Source organism: Streptococcus infantis (genome assembly GCF_047460825.1).
GTDB classification, from domain to species: domain Bacteria; phylum Bacillota; class Bacilli; order Lactobacillales; family Streptococcaceae; genus Streptococcus; species Streptococcus infantis_V.
In genome coordinates this window covers 1-15557 of record NZ_JASHFO010000009.1, presented here as the reverse complement: position 1 = coordinate 15557, position 15557 = coordinate 1, and the positions used below count along the sequence as shown (strand labels likewise).

Annotated in this window: 13 protein-coding genes and 1 pseudogene; all 14 read left to right on the top strand. The window is 40.5% G+C overall.

All coding sequences use genetic code 11. The annotated features are described in order from the left end of the window. The first annotated feature begins 17 nt into the window (after positions 1 to 17). Positions 18 to 887 carry a glucose-1-phosphate thymidylyltransferase RfbA gene (gene rfbA, locus QM911_RS04045; RefSeq protein WP_414313197.1) on the top strand — a complete coding sequence of 290 codons (870 nt, stop codon included), beginning with the start codon at positions 18 to 20 and terminating at the stop codon, positions 885 to 887. After that, complete coding sequence (locus QM911_RS04040) at positions 888 to 1481, top strand: dTDP-4-dehydrorhamnose 3,5-epimerase family protein (protein WP_414313196.1); 594 nt, start codon at positions 888 to 890, stop codon at positions 1479 to 1481. It abuts the gene before it with no gap. A gap of 12 nt (positions 1482 to 1493) precedes the next feature. Beyond that, positions 1494 to 2543: a dTDP-glucose 4,6-dehydratase gene (gene rfbB / locus QM911_RS04035; RefSeq protein ID WP_414313195.1), complete on the top strand. Its 1050-nt coding sequence runs from the start codon at positions 1494 to 1496 to the stop codon at positions 2541 to 2543. 66 nt (positions 2544 to 2609) lie between these two features. After that, on the top strand, positions 2610 to 3464 hold the full coding sequence (gene rfbD, locus QM911_RS04030) for a dTDP-4-dehydrorhamnose reductase (RefSeq protein WP_414313194.1): 855 nt from the start codon (positions 2610 to 2612) through the stop codon (positions 3462 to 3464). 240 nt (positions 3465 to 3704) lie between these two features. Further along, on the top strand, positions 3705 to 5078 hold the full coding sequence (gene ftsA, locus QM911_RS04025; protein WP_414313193.1) for a cell division protein FtsA: 1374 nt from the start codon (positions 3705 to 3707) through the stop codon (positions 5076 to 5078). 17 nt (positions 5079 to 5095) lie between these two features. Further along, on the top strand, positions 5096 to 6352 hold the full coding sequence (gene ftsZ, locus QM911_RS04020) for a cell division protein FtsZ (RefSeq protein WP_414313192.1): 1257 nt from the start codon (positions 5096 to 5098) through the stop codon (positions 6350 to 6352). Between the two features lie 5 nt (positions 6353 to 6357). Continuing rightward, on the top strand, positions 6358 to 7029 hold the full coding sequence (locus QM911_RS04015) for a YggS family pyridoxal phosphate-dependent enzyme (RefSeq protein ID WP_414313191.1): 672 nt from the start codon (positions 6358 to 6360) through the stop codon (positions 7027 to 7029). Positions 7030 to 7038: 9 nt separating this feature from the next. Beyond that, complete coding sequence (locus QM911_RS04010; RefSeq protein WP_414313190.1) at positions 7039 to 7590, top strand: cell division protein SepF; 552 nt, start codon at positions 7039 to 7041, stop codon at positions 7588 to 7590. Then, positions 7590 to 7853: a YggT family protein gene (locus QM911_RS04005; RefSeq protein WP_414313189.1), complete on the top strand. Its 264-nt coding sequence runs from the start codon at positions 7590 to 7592 to the stop codon at positions 7851 to 7853. The genes QM911_RS04010 and QM911_RS04005 overlap by 1 nt, the downstream gene beginning before the upstream one ends. Continuing rightward, complete coding sequence (locus QM911_RS04000; RefSeq protein WP_414313188.1) at positions 7850 to 8635, top strand: RNA-binding protein; 786 nt, start codon at positions 7850 to 7852, stop codon at positions 8633 to 8635. The genes QM911_RS04005 and QM911_RS04000 overlap by 4 nt, the downstream gene beginning before the upstream one ends. 8 nt (positions 8636 to 8643) lie before the next feature. Further along, positions 8644 to 8898: a DivIVA domain-containing protein gene (locus tag QM911_RS03995; protein WP_414313187.1), complete on the top strand. Its 255-nt coding sequence runs from the start codon at positions 8644 to 8646 to the stop codon at positions 8896 to 8898. Between the two features lie 16 nt (positions 8899 to 8914). Further along, positions 8915 to 9604: pseudogene (locus tag QM911_RS03990) on the top strand (DivIVA domain-containing protein); the annotation flags it as partial. Positions 9605 to 9957: 353 nt separating this feature from the next. Continuing rightward, positions 9958 to 12750, top strand: a complete 2793-nt coding sequence (gene ileS, locus QM911_RS03985; RefSeq protein ID WP_414313186.1) for an isoleucine--tRNA ligase — start codon at positions 9958 to 9960, stop codon at positions 12748 to 12750. A gap of 583 nt (positions 12751 to 13333) precedes the next feature. Continuing rightward, on the top strand, positions 13334 to 15557 hold a 2224-nt coding region (locus QM911_RS03980; protein WP_414313185.1), incomplete at its 3' end, for a lectin-like domain-containing protein.

The window sequence follows — 15557 nt, the reverse complement described above, 5'->3', positions numbered from 1 at the left end:
TAGAAAGGTACCATACTATGAAAGGTATTATTCTCGCGGGTGGTTCGGGGACACGTTTATATCCTTTGACTCGAGCTGCATCAAAACAACTGATGCCGGTTTATGATAAACCGATGATTTACTATCCACTTTCAACATTGATGTTGGCTGGGATTAGGGATATTTTGATTATCTCAACTCCTCAAGATTTGCCTCGTTTCAGAGAGCTTCTTCAAGATGGCTCTGAGTTCGGGATTCAACTGTCTTATGCGGAGCAACCGAGTCCAGACGGTTTGGCCCAAGCCTTTATCATTGGTGAGGAGTTTATTGGCGATGACAGCGTTGCTCTGATCTTAGGTGACAATATCTATCATGGTCCTGGCCTTTCGAAGATGCTACAAAAGGCAGCAAGCAAGGAGTCAGGAGCGACTGTCTTTGGCTATCATGTGAAGGACCCAGAACGTTTCGGTGTTGTTGAGTTTGATGAAGACATGAACGCCATTTCTATCGAAGAAAAGCCAGAACATCCTCGTTCAAATTATGCAGTTACAGGCCTCTATTTCTATGATAATGATGTAGTAGAAATTGCTAAAAGTATTAAGCCAAGCCCGCGTGGTGAATTGGAAATTACAGATGTAAACAAGGTTTATCTAGATCGTGGAAATTTATCGGTTGAGGTTATGGGACGTGGCTTTGCTTGGTTGGATACTGGCACTCATGAAAGTTTGCTAGAGGCTTCACAGTACATCGAAACAGTCCAACGGATGCAAAATGTTCAGGTGGCAAACTTGGAAGAAATTGCTTACCGTATGGGCTATATCAGTCGAGAAGATGTGTTGGCCTTAGCTCAACCGCTTAAGAAAAATGAATACGGACAGTATCTGCTCCGTTTGATTGGAGAAGCATAGATGACAGATAATTTTTTCGGTAAGACGCTTGCAGCACGCAAGGTTGATGCAATTCCAGGTATGTTGGAGTTTGATATCCCCGTTCATGGTGATAATCGTGGCTGGTTTAAAGAAAATTTCCAAAAGGAAAAAATGCTTCCACTTGGGTTTCCAGAGTCTTTCTTTGCAGAAGGAAAATTGCAAAACAATGTATCCTTCTCACGCAAAAATGTTCTCCGTGGTCTCCACGCAGAGCCTTGGGATAAGTACATCTCTGTAGCAGATGGTGGGAAAGTTCTGGGTTCTTGGGTTGATTTACGTGAGGGTGAAACCTTTGGGAATACCTATCAGACAGTAATTGATGCAAGCAAGGGAATTTTTGTTCCTCGAGGCGTGGCCAATGGCTTCCAAGTCCTATCAGATGCAGTTTCTTATAGTTATCTGGTCAATGATTACTGGGCTCTTGAACTCAAACCCAAGTATGCCTTTGTAAACTACGCTGATCCAAGCCTTGGCATTGAATGGGAAAATCTTGCAGAAGCAGAGGTTTCAGAAGCAGATAAAAAACATCCACTACTTAAGGATGTAAAACCTTTGAAAAAAGAAGATTTGTAAAAAGGAAAGAATATGACTGAATACAAAAAAATTATCGTGACAGGTGGAGCTGGTTTTATCGGTTCCAACTTTGTCCACTATGTTTACAAGAATTTTCCAGATGTTCACGTGACAGTCCTAGACAAGTTGACTTATGCTGGAAACCGCGCTAATATTGAGGAAATTTTAGGTGATCGTGTTGAGTTAGTTGTTGGTGACATTGCTGATGCAGAGTTGGTAGACAAGTTAGCAGCTCAAGCAGATGCTATTGTGCACTATGCCGCGGAAAGTCACAATGACAATTCGCTCAATGATCCATCACCATTTATCCATACTAACTTCATCGGAACCTATACTCTTTTAGAAGCAGCTCGCAAATATGATATTCGCTTCCACCATGTATCGACAGATGAAGTTTATGGGGATCTCCCTCTACGTGAGGATTTGCCAGGTCATGGTGAAGGTCCAGGTGAGAAATTTACTGCTGATACCAAATACAATCCAAGCTCTCCTTACTCATCAACTAAAGCAGCTTCAGACTTGATTGTCAAAGCCTGGGTACGTTCTTTTGGAGTCAAGGCAACGATTTCTAACTGTTCAAATAATTACGGTCCTTATCAACACATTGAAAAATTTATCCCACGTCAGATTACCAACATTCTAAGTGGAATTAAGCCAAAACTTTACGGTGAAGGTAAGAACGTTCGTGACTGGATTCATACCAATGACCACTCTTCAGGAGTTTGGACAATCTTGACAAAAGGTCAAATTGGTGAAACCTACTTGATTGGTGCTGATGGCGAGAAGAACAACAAGGAAGTTTTGGAACTAATCCTTAAGGAAATGGGACAACCTGCCGATGCCTATGATCATGTGACTGACCGTGCAGGACACGATCTTCGCTATGCGATTGACGCAAGCAAGCTCCGTGATGAGTTGGGCTGGAAACCAGAATTCACCAACTTCGAACAAGGTCTCAAAGAAACCATCCAATGGTACAGAGATAACCAAGAGTGGTGGCAGGGAGAAAAAGAAGCTGTTGAAGCCAACTACGCTAAAACACAAGAGGTTCTTGAAAAGTAAAAGGCAGAGACTTTCTGCTTTTTATTTCTATACCGAAGAATTGTGAATCAGGTGAAAGGAAGAAAAATGATTTTAATTACAGGAGCAAATGGCCAATTAGGAACGGAACTTCGCTATTTATTGGATGAGCGTAATGAAGAATATGTTGCGGTTGATGTGGCTGAGATGGATATTACCGATGCAGAAATGGTGGAGAAAGTTTTTGAAGAGGTAAAACCGACTTTAGTTTACCATTGTGCAGCCTACACAGCTGTTGATGCAGCAGAGGATGAAGGAAAAGAATTGGACTTCGCCATCAATGTGACGGGGACAGAAAATGTCGCAAAAGCATCCGAAAAGCATGGAGCAACTCTAGTCTACATCTCTACCGATTATGTATTTGACGGTAAGAAACCAGTTGGACAAGAGTGGGAAGTGGATGACAAACCAGATCCTCAAACTGAATATGGTCGTACTAAGCGTATGGGAGAGGAGCTTGTAGAAAAATACGTTTCAAACTTCTATATTATTCGTACTGCCTGGGTTTTTGGGAATTACGGCAAAAACTTCGTGTTCACAATGCAAAATCTTGCTAAAACTCATAAGACCTTGACAGTTGTAAATGACCAACATGGTCGACCAACCTGGACGCGTACCTTGGCCGAGTTCATGACTTTCCTAGCTGAAAATCGCAAGGAATTTGGTTATTACCATTTGTCAAATGATGCGACAGAAGACACAACTTGGTATGACTTTGCGGTTGAAATTTTGAAGGATACAGATGTCGAAGTTAAGCCAGTAGACTCGAGCCAATTTCCTGCCAAGGCTAAACGTCCTCTAAACTCAACGATGAGTTTGACCAAAGCCAAAGCAACTGGATTTGTCATTCCAACTTGGAAAGATGCCTTGAAAGAATTTTACAAACAAGATATTAAAAAATAGCCTTACTTTAGAAAAAAATGGGTACACAAAGAGAGAGAAGAGAGATTCTCTTTCTTTTTTTCTTTACTCACCTCAGAAATCGTAGGACAATGATATAGATTCAAAAAAGCTTGCGTAAATGTTAGAAAATTCGAGCACGAATGTATTTTTTGTGTTATAATATTTTGTGAGTAGTTATGCCTTGGTGTAGCTATTAAAAATAGAAGTGTGAAACTGGGAAGATAGAGAGGACGCAGTGTAATGACTAGAAATGGTTTTTTTACAGGTTTAGATATCGGAACTAGCTCTATTAAAGTGTTGGTTGCAGAGCTTGTAAATGGTGAAGTAAATGTAATTGGCGTAAGCAATGCCAAAAGTAAGGGTGTCAAAGATGGGATTATCGTTGACATCGAAGCAGCAGCGACTGCTATTAAGTCTGCAATTTCTCAAGCCGAAGAAAAAGCAGGAATTTCAATCAAGTCTGTAAACGTTGGCCTGCCAGCTAATTTGCTACAAGTTGAGCCAACTCAAGGGATGATTCCAGTGACATCAGATACAAAAGAAATTACGGATCAAGATGTCGAAAATGTGGTCAAATCAGCCTTGACTAAAAGTATGACTCCAGATCGTGAAGTCATCACCTTTATTCCAGAGGAGTTTGTCGTAGATGGATTCCAAGGAATTCGTGATCCTCGCGGGATGATGGGTGTGCGTTTGGAAATGCGTGGTATCTTGTACACTGGCCCACGTACCATTCTCCACAATCTTCGTAAAACCGTTGAGCGTGTAGGCGTTCAAGTTGATAACGTGATTATTTCACCTCTTGCGATGGTTAACACTGTCTTGAACGAAGGTGAACGTGAGTTTGGTGCGACTGTGATTGATATGGGTGGTGGCCAAACGACTGTTGCTACGATTCGCAACCAAGAACTTCAATATACAAATGTCAATCAAGAGGGTGGCGATTATGTCACAAAAGACATTTCTAAAGTTCTTAGAACTTCTAAGAAAATTGCAGAAGGTCTAAAATTGAACTACGGGGAAGCATATCCACCGCTAGCTAGCAAGGAAACCTTCCAAGTTGAAGTGATCGGTGAGGTTGAACCAGTTGAAGTGACTGAGGAATACTTAGCTGAAATTATTTCAGCAAGACTTAAGCACATTTTTGAGCAAATTAAGCAAGACTTGGAAAGACGTCACCTATTAGACTTGCCAGGAGGTATTGTCTTGATTGGTGGAAATGCACTTCTTCCAGGCGTCGTTGAATTGGCCCAAGAAGTATTTGGAGTACGCGTTAAGTTATTCGTACCAAATCAAGTGGGTATTCGCAATCCTGCTTTTGCCCATGTCATCAGCTTGTCAGAATTCGCTGGTAGTCTTACTGAAGTGAATATTTTGGCACAACGAGCAATTCGAGGTGACGAAAGTTTACGCCATCAACCGATTGACTATAGAAGTTCAGCTCAACTAGTTTCACCTGTTTCTCCACGACCAGTATTTAATACAGTGACAACTCCTGAACCTGAAACAACTCAATCTGTTGAACCAGTAGCTCCTCTTCAATCAGAAGAAAAGAGTAAAGGTAAATTAACGGATCGTTTCCGTAGCTTGATTGGAAGCATGTTTGACGAATAAAATAGAGGAATATAAATATGACATTTTCATTTGATACAGCAGCTGCACAAGGTGCAGTCATTAAAGTAATCGGTGTTGGCGGTGGTGGTGGAAATGCCATCAATCGTATGGTTGACGAAGGCGTTTCTGGCGTTGAATTTATCGCAGCTAACACAGATGTACAAGCTTTGAGCAGTACAAAAGCTGAGACAGTTATTCAGCTCGGTCCTAAATTGACTCGCGGACTTGGTGCAGGAGGTCAACCTGAAGTTGGTCGTAAAGCTGCAGAAGAAAGCGAAGAAGTTTTGACAGAAGCACTCAGCGGTGCTGACATGGTCTTCATCACTGCTGGTATGGGTGGTGGTTCTGGTACAGGTGCTGCACCAGTTATCGCTCGTATTGCAAAAAGTCTTGGTGCTTTGACAGTCGGTGTTGTTACTCGTCCGTTTGGCTTTGAAGGAAGCAAACGTGGACAATTTGCGATTGATGGGATCAACGAACTTCGTGAGCATGTTGACACACTCTTGATTATCTCAAACAACAACTTGCTAGAAATCGTTGACAAGAAGACTCCACTTCTTGAAGCATTGAGTGAAGCAGACAACGTTCTTCGTCAAGGTGTTCAAGGGATTACAGATTTGATTACAAATCCTGGTTTGATCAACTTGGACTTTGCAGACGTTAAAACTGTTATGGCTAACAAAGGCAATGCCCTTATGGGAATTGGTATCGGTAGCGGTGAGGAACGTGTTGTAGAAGCTGCTCGCAAAGCAATCTACTCACCACTTCTTGAAACAACTATCGATGGAGCAGAAGATGTGATTGTCAACGTAACTGGTGGTTTGGACTTGACTTTGATTGAAGCTGAAGAAGCATCAGAAATTGTTAACCAAGCAGCTGGTCATGGTGTTAATATCTGGCTTGGAACATCTATTGATGAGACGATGAAGGACGAAATCCGCGTGACGGTTGTTGCGACAGGAGTACGTCAGGATAAAGTTGAAAAAGTTGTAACTGCGCAACCACGTCAAGCAACCCACCGTGAACCGGCTCGAACTAGCCATGTACAGACTTATGATCGTAATTTTGACTTGACTGATACAGTAGAGATTCCAACACCAAGTTATCGCCGTCAAGAAGCACCAAAGGCATCAGCTTTTGGTGACTGGGACTTGAGACGAGATGCCATTGTTCGTCAAGGAGAGCCAGTGGCTTCTCCAGTGGAACGTTTCGAAGTTCCAGCGGCGTCAGATGGAGATGAGTTGGAAACACCACCATTCTTTAAAAATCGTTAATAAAGATGAATTTAAAAGAAAATACGAATCTTGTTTTTCAACAGATATCGAATGCAGTTCAGGAGGCCGGTCGTGAAAACGATTCGGTTTCTGTGATTGCGGTGACCAAATATGTAGATGTTGACACAGCCTCAGATTTGGTTTTGCAGGGAGTGCAACACATTGGTGAGAACCGTGTTGATAAATTTCTTGACAAGTATCATGCCCTGAGTGATAAGAATCTTACCTGGCATTTGATTGGAACCTTACAAAGACGTAAGGTCAAGGAAGTGATTTCTTATGTGGATTATTTTCATGCTTTAGATTCCTTAAAGCTAGCTCAGGAAATTCAAAAACGAGCGGACCACAAGATTAAGTGCTTTTTGCAAGTAAATATTTCCCAGGAAGAGAGTAAGCACGGTTTCTCGAAAGAAGAATTGTTAGACCTCTTACCAGAACTTTCAGCATTAGACCAGATTGAGTATGTGGGTCTGATGACCATGGCTCCATTTGAAGCAACTAGTCAAGAGTTAAAAGAGATATTTGAAGAAACGCGAGAATTGCAAACCTACATCCAAGGAAAACATCTCCCCAATATGCCGATGACAGAACTCAGTATGGGTATGAGTCGAGACTTTAAAGAAGCGATTCAATGTGGTTCAACTTTCGTTCGAATCGGTACAGCATTTTTTAAATAGGAAATAACCATGTCGCTAAAAAATAAATTTGAAAAGTTTATAGATTATTTCACTGAAGATGGAGAAGAAGTGACACCAAATGTCACTGAGTTAAAACCTGAAAAAACCTTAACGTCGGTTTCGGCTCCAAAGGAAGAACTTCCACAAGCTCAAGAGTCATCACAATCTTCACAAGTGAATACTAAAGAAAAAAATATTACGCGCCTTCATGCTCGCCAGCAAGAATTGGCGATGAAGAGCCATCGTAGTACAGAAAAGGTAACCATTGATGTTCGTTACCCTCGTCGCTACGAAGATGCAACAGATATCGTTGATTTGTTGGCAGGCAATGAAAGTATTTTAATTGACTTCCAATATATGACTGAAGTACAAGCGCGCCGTTGTCTAGATTATTTAGATGGTGCTCGCCATGTGCTGGCTGGTGAATTAAGAAAGGTTGCTAATACCATCTACCTTTTGACACCAGTAGGAGTTGTGGTTAATATTGAAGATATTCGTTTGCCTGATGGAAGTCATAATGAAGAGTTTGACTTTGATATGAAGAGAAGTCGAGTGAAGTAATGATTTTTCTAATTCATTTTATACACAATGCTGCAACTATCTATTCATGGGTACTTGTAGCTTTTGCTCTCTTATCTTGGTTTCCCAATGCCTATGAGACAACACTAGGTCGTTTGTTGACTAGTTTAGTCAAACCGATCCTTCAACCCTTGAGACGTTTGCCACTAAGTATTGGTGGTTTAGATTTTACAGTTTGGGTGGCAGTGCTCTTAGTTCATTTGCTTGGAAACTATTTGATTCGACTTCTTTATATACTAGTATGAGAAAAGACATTTATCAGCATTTCTCAGTCGAGGATATTCCCTTCATTGATAAAGGTTTGGAGTGGATTAGGCAGGTTGAAGAGCACTATGCACCAATCTTAACCCCTTTTATCAATCCCCATCAGGTCTTTATTTTAAAGACATTGGGGAATCATCATGGGATTCAAGTTTTCTCCAGTAATGATTTTGTAGCTACCGAGTATAGTCGTGTACTTCTGGCACCAGATTATTTCAAACCGACTTTGACGGATTTTGAAATGGAATTGCTTGAGATTGTTTATTCTAGTAAGTTTGACCAATTGACACATGCCAAGATTCTAGGAACTGTTCTGAATCGTTTGGGAATTGATCGCAAATTGTTTGGTGATATTTTAGTTACGGAGAATAGGGCCCAAATCATTGTGGACCAAAAATTCACTTCTCTCTTTCAAGATGGGATTCAAAAGATTGCTAGATTACCTGTCAAACTAGAAGTCAAATCTTTTGAAGACTTGCTAGAAGCTGAGAGTGACTATCAGGAAAAGGAAGTTTTAGTTCCGAGTATGCGCTTGGATGCTTTCTTGTCAAATGTTCTGAAACTGTCTCGATCCCAGACAGTTGATTTACTTGAAAGAAAATATGTTCAGGTAAATTACCATCTGGTTGAAAAATCTGATTACCAAGTTCAGATAGGTGATTTAGTAAGTGTCAGACGTTTTGGAAGGATTATCTTACTCAAAGAAAATGGTCAAACCAAAAAAGATAAGAAAAAAATAAGAGTCCAATTACTACTAAGTAAGTGAGAAGAAAAATGTCGATTACACCACAAGAAATTATTGATAAAGCTTTCTCCATTAAATTCAGAGGCTATAATAAGGAAGAAGTTGACGAATTTTTGGATAAGATTTATTTTGATTATGAGGAATTAGTCCGTTACAAGGATGAAACTGAAGTCTATATCAAAAGATTAGAAGAACGTCTTTCGTTTTTTACTGATGATTTCCCTAAGAGAACAGTGACAAATGAGCAAGCACCAGAACCATTGAATGATTCTATTTTTTATTAAGTAAGTGAGGAAAAATATGCCAATTACATCGTTAGAAATTAAGGATAAAAACTTTAGTACCAAGTTTAGAGGTTTTGATCCTGAAGAGGTTGATGAATTTCTAGATATTGTTGTTCGTGACTATGAAGCACTCGTTCGTAGCAACTATGATAAAGAGCAACATATTAAAAATTTAGAGGAACGTTTATCTTATTTTGATGAGATTAAGGAATCATTGAGCCAGTCTGTATTGATCGCTCAAGATACTGCGGAACGCGTCAAGAAATCTGCTAATGAACGCTCTCAAAATATTATCAAACAGGCTGAACAAGATGCCCAACATCTGCTTGATGAGGCTAAGTATAAGGCTAATGAAATCTTGCGTCAAGCTACAGATAATGCTAAGAAGGTTGCAGTCGAGACGGAAGAATTGAAGAATAAGAGTCGTGTCTTCCATCAACGTTTGAAATCTACGATTGAAAGTCAATTAGCTATCGTAGATTCATCTGACTGGCAAGAAATTTTGCGCCCAACCGCAACTTATCTACAAACTAGTGATGAAGCCTTTAAGGCAGTCGTTGCAGAAGTTTTAGGTGATGATATTTCTGCCTACCATGAGGAAGAACCAATTGATATGACTCGTCAGTTTTCACCTGAAGAAGTAGCAGAACTCCAAGCGAGAATTGAAGCTGCAAATCGTGAATTAGTAGAACCCCAGACAGAAGTGATACCAGATACTGCTAGCTCAGTAGTAGAAGGAGTCATTTCTTCAAACTAAGATTCTCAACCAGCACCTGTGACAGAATCGATTAATCTTTTATAAGAAAGAAAATCTGAGAACAAGATCTTATCAAACATATTTACAGCGAGTAGGAGATGGTGGAAGTCCTACAATCCCTGTTGATGAGATTATCCTCTCAAGTTATCAAGTCTGAAGTTAGTAAGATTTGACGTTGCCCACGTTACGGGAAAAGAGGGAGAAAGACTAGTTCTTTTTCCGAACAAAGGTGGTACCACGATTTTCGTCCTTTTTAGCGAATCGTGGTTTTTATATTGTCAATTTACATTAAAGGAGTAATAATGAAACTAAAAGATACCCTAAACCTAGGAAAAACAGATTTCCCAATGCGTGCAGGCCTTCCAACCAAAGAGCCAGTCTGGCAAAAAGAATGGGAAGAAGCAAAATTGTACCAACGTCGTCAAGAGTTGAATGAAGGAAAACCTCATTTCACTCTTCATGATGGACCTCCGTACGCTAACGGAAATATCCACGTAGGACATGCCATGAACAAGATTTCAAAAGATATCATTGTTCGTTCTAAGTCTATGTCAGGATTCTACGCACCATACATTCCAGGTTGGGATACACACGGTCTGCCAATCGAGCAAGTCTTGGCAAAACAAGGTGTCAAACGCAAAGAGATGGACTTGGTTGAGTACTTGAAACTTTGCCGTGAATACGCTCTTTCTCAAGTAGATAAACAACGCGAAGACTTCAAACGCTTGGGTGTTTCTGGTGACTGGGAAAATCCATATGTAACTTTGACACCTGACTATGAAGCAGCGCAAATCCGTGTCTTCGGTGAGATGGCTAACAAGGGCTACATCTACCGTGGTGCTAAGCCAGTTTACTGGTCATGGTCATCTGAGTCAGCTCTTGCTGAAGCGGAGATTGAATACCACGACTTGGTATCAACTTCTCTTTACTATGCCAATAAGGTTAAAGATGGTAAAGGTGTCCTAGACACTGATACTTACATCGTTGTTTGGACAACAACTCCATTTACTATCACTGCTTCTCGTGGTTTGACTGTTGGTGCAGATATTGATTACGTTTTGGTTCAACCTGCTGGTGAAGATCGTAAGTTTGTGGTTGCGGCGGAATTGTTGAACAGCTTGTCTGAGAAATTTGGCTGGACTGATGTTCAAGTTTTGGCGACTTATCGTGGTCAAGAATTGAACCATATCGTAACAGAGCACCCATGGGATACAGCCGTAGATGAACTTGTTATCCTCGGTGACCACGTTACAACAGACTCAGGTACTGGTATCGTCCATACAGCCCCTGGTTTTGGTGAGGATGACTACAATGTTGGTATTGCCAATGGTCTTGAAGTTGCTGTGACAGTTAACGAACGCGGAATCATGATGGCTAATGCTGGCGCTGAGTTCGAAGGTCAATTCTATGACAAGGTGGTTCCAACTGTTATCGAGAAACTAGGCAACCTCCTTCTTGCTCAAGAAGAAATCTCTCACTCCTACCCATTTGACTGGCGTACGAAAAAACCAATCATCTGGCGTGCCGTGCCACAATGGTTTGCCTCAGTTTCAAAATTCCGTCAAGAAATCCTGGATGAAATTGAAAAAGTCAAATTCCATTCAGAATGGGGTAAAGTCCGTCTTTACAACATGATCCGTGACCGTGGTGACTGGGTTATCTCTCGTCAACGGGCTTGGGGTGTTCCTCTTCCAATCTTCTACGCAGAAGACGGCACACCAATCATGACAGCTGAAACGATTGAGCATGTAGCTCAACTCTTTGAAGAGCATGGTTCCATCATCTGGTGGGAACGTGATGCTAAAGACCTCTTGCCAGAAGGATTTACACATCCAGGTTCTCCAAATGGTGAGTTCAAGAAAGAAACAGACATCATGGACGTTTGGTTTGACTCAGGTTCTTCGTGGAACGGGGTTGTGGTTAACCGTCCAGAACTCAAATATCCAGCTGACCTCTACCTTGAAGGTTCTGACCAATACCGTGGTTGGTTTAACTCATCACTCATCACATCTGTTGCCAACCATGGTGTAGCACCATACAAACAAATCTTGTCACAAGGTTTTGCCCTTGACGGTAAAGGTGAGAAGATGTCTAAATCTCTTGGAAATACCATTGCTCCAAGCGATGTTGAAAAACAATTTGGTGCGGAAATCTTGCGTCTCTGGGTAACAAGTGTTGATTCAAGCAACGACGTACGTATCTCTATGGATATCTTGAGTCAAGTTTCTGAAACTTACCGTAAGATCCGTAACACCCTTCGTTTCTTGATTGCTAACACTTCTGATTTTAACCCAGCTGAAGATGCAGTAGCTTACGAAGAACTTCGTTCTGTTGATAAGTACATGACTATCCGTTTTAATCAGCTTGTTAAGACCATTCGTGACGCTTATGCAAACTTCGAATTCTTGACAATCTATAAAGCCCTAGTGAACTTTATCAACGTTGATTTGTCTGCTTTCTATCTTGACTTTGCCAAAGATGTTGTCTACATCGAAGGTGCAAAATCTCTCGAACGCCGTCAGATGCAAACAGTCTTCTATGACATCCTTGTGAAAATTACCAAACTCTTGACACCAATTCTTCCTCACACTGCAGAAGAAATCTGGTCATATCTCGAGTTTGAAACAGAAGACTTTGTTCAATTATCAGAATTACCAGAAGCTCAAACTTTTGCCAACCAAGAGGAAATCTTGGATACATGGGCAGCCTTTATGGACTTCCGTGGACAAGCTCAAAAAGCCTTGGAAGAAGCACGTAATGAAAAAGTGATTGGTAAATCACTTGAAGCTCACTTGACAGTTTATCCAAATGAAGTAGTGAAAACTCTTCTTGGAGCTGTTGATAGCAATGTAGCCCAACTCTTGATCGTCTCTGAATTGACCATCGCTGAAGGATCAGCTCCAGAAGCTGCAGTGGCCTTTGAAGATGTAGCCTTCACAGTTGACCGTGCGGCTGGTGAAGTTTGTGACCGTTGTCGTCGTATCGACCCAAGTACAGCAGAACGTAGCTACCATGCAACTATCTGCGATCACTGTGCAAGCATCGTTGAAGAAAACTTTGCGGATGCAGTAGCAGAAGGATTTGAAGCTAAATAATTCTTTATACTTGAGAGTGAGACAGAAATCGGTAATTCGTTAGAATTCGATTTCGTCGTCCCACCTCCGCACAGTTGAGTAGGGCTGTAAAATCTGATGAAATCAGCGTAGTAGAGCCCACTCAACCACTGCGTCTTGCTCGACAATCCAAAGACAATTGAGAGGCTAGGACTTTTTGTCCCAGCCTCTTTTTTATGAAGTAAATACTGTTTTAATGTTAAATAGAAGAAGCAACTATTTCTCTAGCATAAAAGCATGTCCATTGATTATAAAAAATACGTATATTATTACAAAATAATCAAAAAATAAAAATTTAAAAAAACATAAAATACAAACAATGTATAAATTTCAATGTTTTCAATGATTTTCAAAATTTACAAAGAGTATTTTCATTTTAAAAAAATCTAATTTTACTCAAAAACACTTGAATTTATTAGTTAAGAGTGCTATTAAAGCTCTCTTTTTATAGAAAATAATATTTTTTTAAAAAAGAACACAAATAATTTGAATCTTGATAGCAAATAAGTTATACTAAAGAAGTATGTAAAATACACTATAGCAAACATAAGAAGGAGAATACGTAATGTATTTTAATCGTAAAAATGCGGAACAGAAGAACTGGCGGATGATCAAAAAAGGAAAACATTTCCTGTTTGGTTGTTCGCTTGTATTTGCAATTGGGGCAGCTTTGGTGGCTCCGTCAGTCAAAGCAGATACAGTAGAAGCTAATCCAGAAGCAGGTTCTACAACAGAAGGGATTAATCCAGTTGTAGCTGAGGAGGATGTCACTTATGCAGCACCAGCTGTCGAAGTAGCTCCATCAACACTAGCTGCTCCAGCTACAGTAGTGACTGAGGAAAAAGCTGAAAAACCAGTTGCAACTAGCCCAGTTGCTACTGAAGCAGTAGAAGCAAATTCAGCAACAACTGTCATTTCTGCTGACAAATCTCAACTAGAAGTTGTTTTGGCACAAGCTAAAGCTAAAAACTTGGAAGGTCAAGAAGCTTCAGTTAAATCTGAAGTAGCAGCTGCAATTGCAGAAGCAGAAGCATTTGTGGCGAACGGCTCTGCTAGCAAAGAACAAGTCAACCAAAGTGTTGAACGTTTGACTCAAGCTCTAGCAAGTGTCAAAGAAGTGACTGAAGTAGCAGCTGAAACAGTATCTGAAACAACTACAGAATCTTCGGAAACACCTAAAGTCAGAAACAAACGCGCTGTTGAAGGTTCACTACGCTCAGTGGATGAAAGCAACCTGCAAAGAGCGGTAGTTACTAAAGAAAACTTTGAAAGTTTCTTCCAAGAAGGTGGAACTGCTACATATGATAAATCAACAGGTACTATTAAGTTGACAGATGACGTTTCAGGGCAAGTTGGTAGTGCTTACCTTCGTTTTAAAATCGACCCTACTGAACCCTTCACTTTCACAGGTAAGGTCGATATCGGTAATAAATACGAAGGCAAAACTGATGCAGATGGCCGTCTAGGTGGTGATGGAGTCGGTTTCGTCTTCCATACAGGTAAGGTAGATACTATTGGTCAAAATGGTGCTTCAGTCGGTATGGGAACTATCAAAAATGCCTTTGGTTTCAAACTGGACTCATGGCATAATACAAGCAACCCAGGAGCAAAAGATAATGCATCAGCCGATCCAAAATATGGTGGAAATGCATGGAGAACAAGTGCCTTTGGTTCATTCTACTCATCAAATAACGCTGGTAAGGTAACGACAAGTAGCTCAGCAGCAAAAGCTCTGAATCCAGCTCCTAGTGGCCAATGGGTAGACTTTAAAATTAAATATGAAATAGATAAAAATAACAATAACAATAACAATAAAATCTTTACAGTAACCTATGGCTCACAAACTTGGACAACAAACTTATCAAAAACTAACACTAGCATCATGACAGTTGATGCTAAGAATGCCTTGAATGCTAAAGGTGCTACTTTCGCTCTTTCATTCTTAGGAAGTACAGGAGATGGTACCAACTTGCAACGTGTGCAAATTGAAAGATTTGAGTTTACAGCACCACAAATCGTCCACATGAAATTTGTTGATACAAAGGGTAATGAAATTGAAGCAAGTAGTGCGATTCCAGGTGATAGAGACCAAGTTATTAATCTGAGCACACAAGACAGCAAAATTGCCGCAGTCGAAGCCAAAGGTTATAAATTAAAAGAAATCGATTCAACCAAGGCTCCTTCATACATTAAAGAAAACAACACAGTTAAACTTACTCCAGGCGGCCAGTTGTTGACGTATATATTTGAAGAAAAAGAAAAAGATGCAGCTAGCATTCAAGCGCCAACAAATAAAGTTCCAGTTAAAAATACAACAGCCTTGACTGAGGATGAAAAATCTTCAGTAGAAACAGCAGTTAAAGCAGTAAATCCAAAAGCTACAAAAGTTGAAGTTGCTACAGACGGTGCAGCGACAGTAACCTTTGAAGATGGCTCAACAGCAACTCTTACTGGCGATAAGACAGTTAAGGAAGCAGATTCTAAAGGTGTTAAAGCACCAACAACTAAAACCCCAGTTCAAAATACGTCATCCTTAACTCAACCAGAAAAAGATGCAGTTAAAAAAGCAGTAGAAGGCGCGAATCCAAGTGCAACTAAGGTTGAAGTAGGAAACGATGGATCAGCAACCGTAACGTTCCCAGATGGTTCAACAGCAACTCTTACTGGCGATAAGACAGTTAAGGAAGCAGATTCTAAAGGTGTTAAAGCACCAGCAACTAAGACCCCAGTTCAAAATACGTCATCCTTAACTCAACCAGAAAAAGATGCAGTTAAGAAAGCAGTATCAA

What these genes read in the sequence shown, in the direction of transcription:
- QM911_RS03995 (WP_414313187.1), top strand. Translation starts at nt 8,644, where the DNA reads ATGTCGATTACACCACAAGAAATTATTGATAAAGCTTTCTCCATTAAA.
- QM911_RS04000 (WP_414313188.1), top strand. Translation starts at nt 7,850, where the DNA reads ATGAGAAAAGACATTTATCAGCATTTCTCAGTCGAGGATATTCCCTTC.
- QM911_RS04015 (WP_414313191.1), top strand. Translation starts at nt 6,358, where the DNA reads ATGAATTTAAAAGAAAATACGAATCTTGTTTTTCAACAGATATCGAAT.
- rfbB (WP_414313195.1), top strand. Translation starts at nt 1,494, where the DNA reads ATGACTGAATACAAAAAAATTATCGTGACAGGTGGAGCTGGTTTTATC.
- ftsZ (WP_414313192.1), top strand. Translation starts at nt 5,096, where the DNA reads ATGACATTTTCATTTGATACAGCAGCTGCACAAGGTGCAGTCATTAAA.
- QM911_RS04010 (WP_414313190.1), top strand. Translation starts at nt 7,039, where the DNA reads ATGTCGCTAAAAAATAAATTTGAAAAGTTTATAGATTATTTCACTGAA.
- ileS (WP_414313186.1), top strand. Translation starts at nt 9,958, where the DNA reads ATGAAACTAAAAGATACCCTAAACCTAGGAAAAACAGATTTCCCAATG.
- ftsA (WP_414313193.1), top strand. Translation starts at nt 3,705, where the DNA reads ATGACTAGAAATGGTTTTTTTACAGGTTTAGATATCGGAACTAGCTCT.
- QM911_RS04040 (WP_414313196.1), top strand. Translation starts at nt 888, where the DNA reads ATGACAGATAATTTTTTCGGTAAGACGCTTGCAGCACGCAAGGTTGAT.
- QM911_RS04005 (WP_414313189.1), top strand. Translation starts at nt 7,590, where the DNA reads ATGATTTTTCTAATTCATTTTATACACAATGCTGCAACTATCTATTCA.
- rfbA (WP_414313197.1), top strand. Translation starts at nt 18, where the DNA reads ATGAAAGGTATTATTCTCGCGGGTGGTTCGGGGACACGTTTATATCCT.
- rfbD (WP_414313194.1), top strand. Translation starts at nt 2,610, where the DNA reads ATGATTTTAATTACAGGAGCAAATGGCCAATTAGGAACGGAACTTCGC.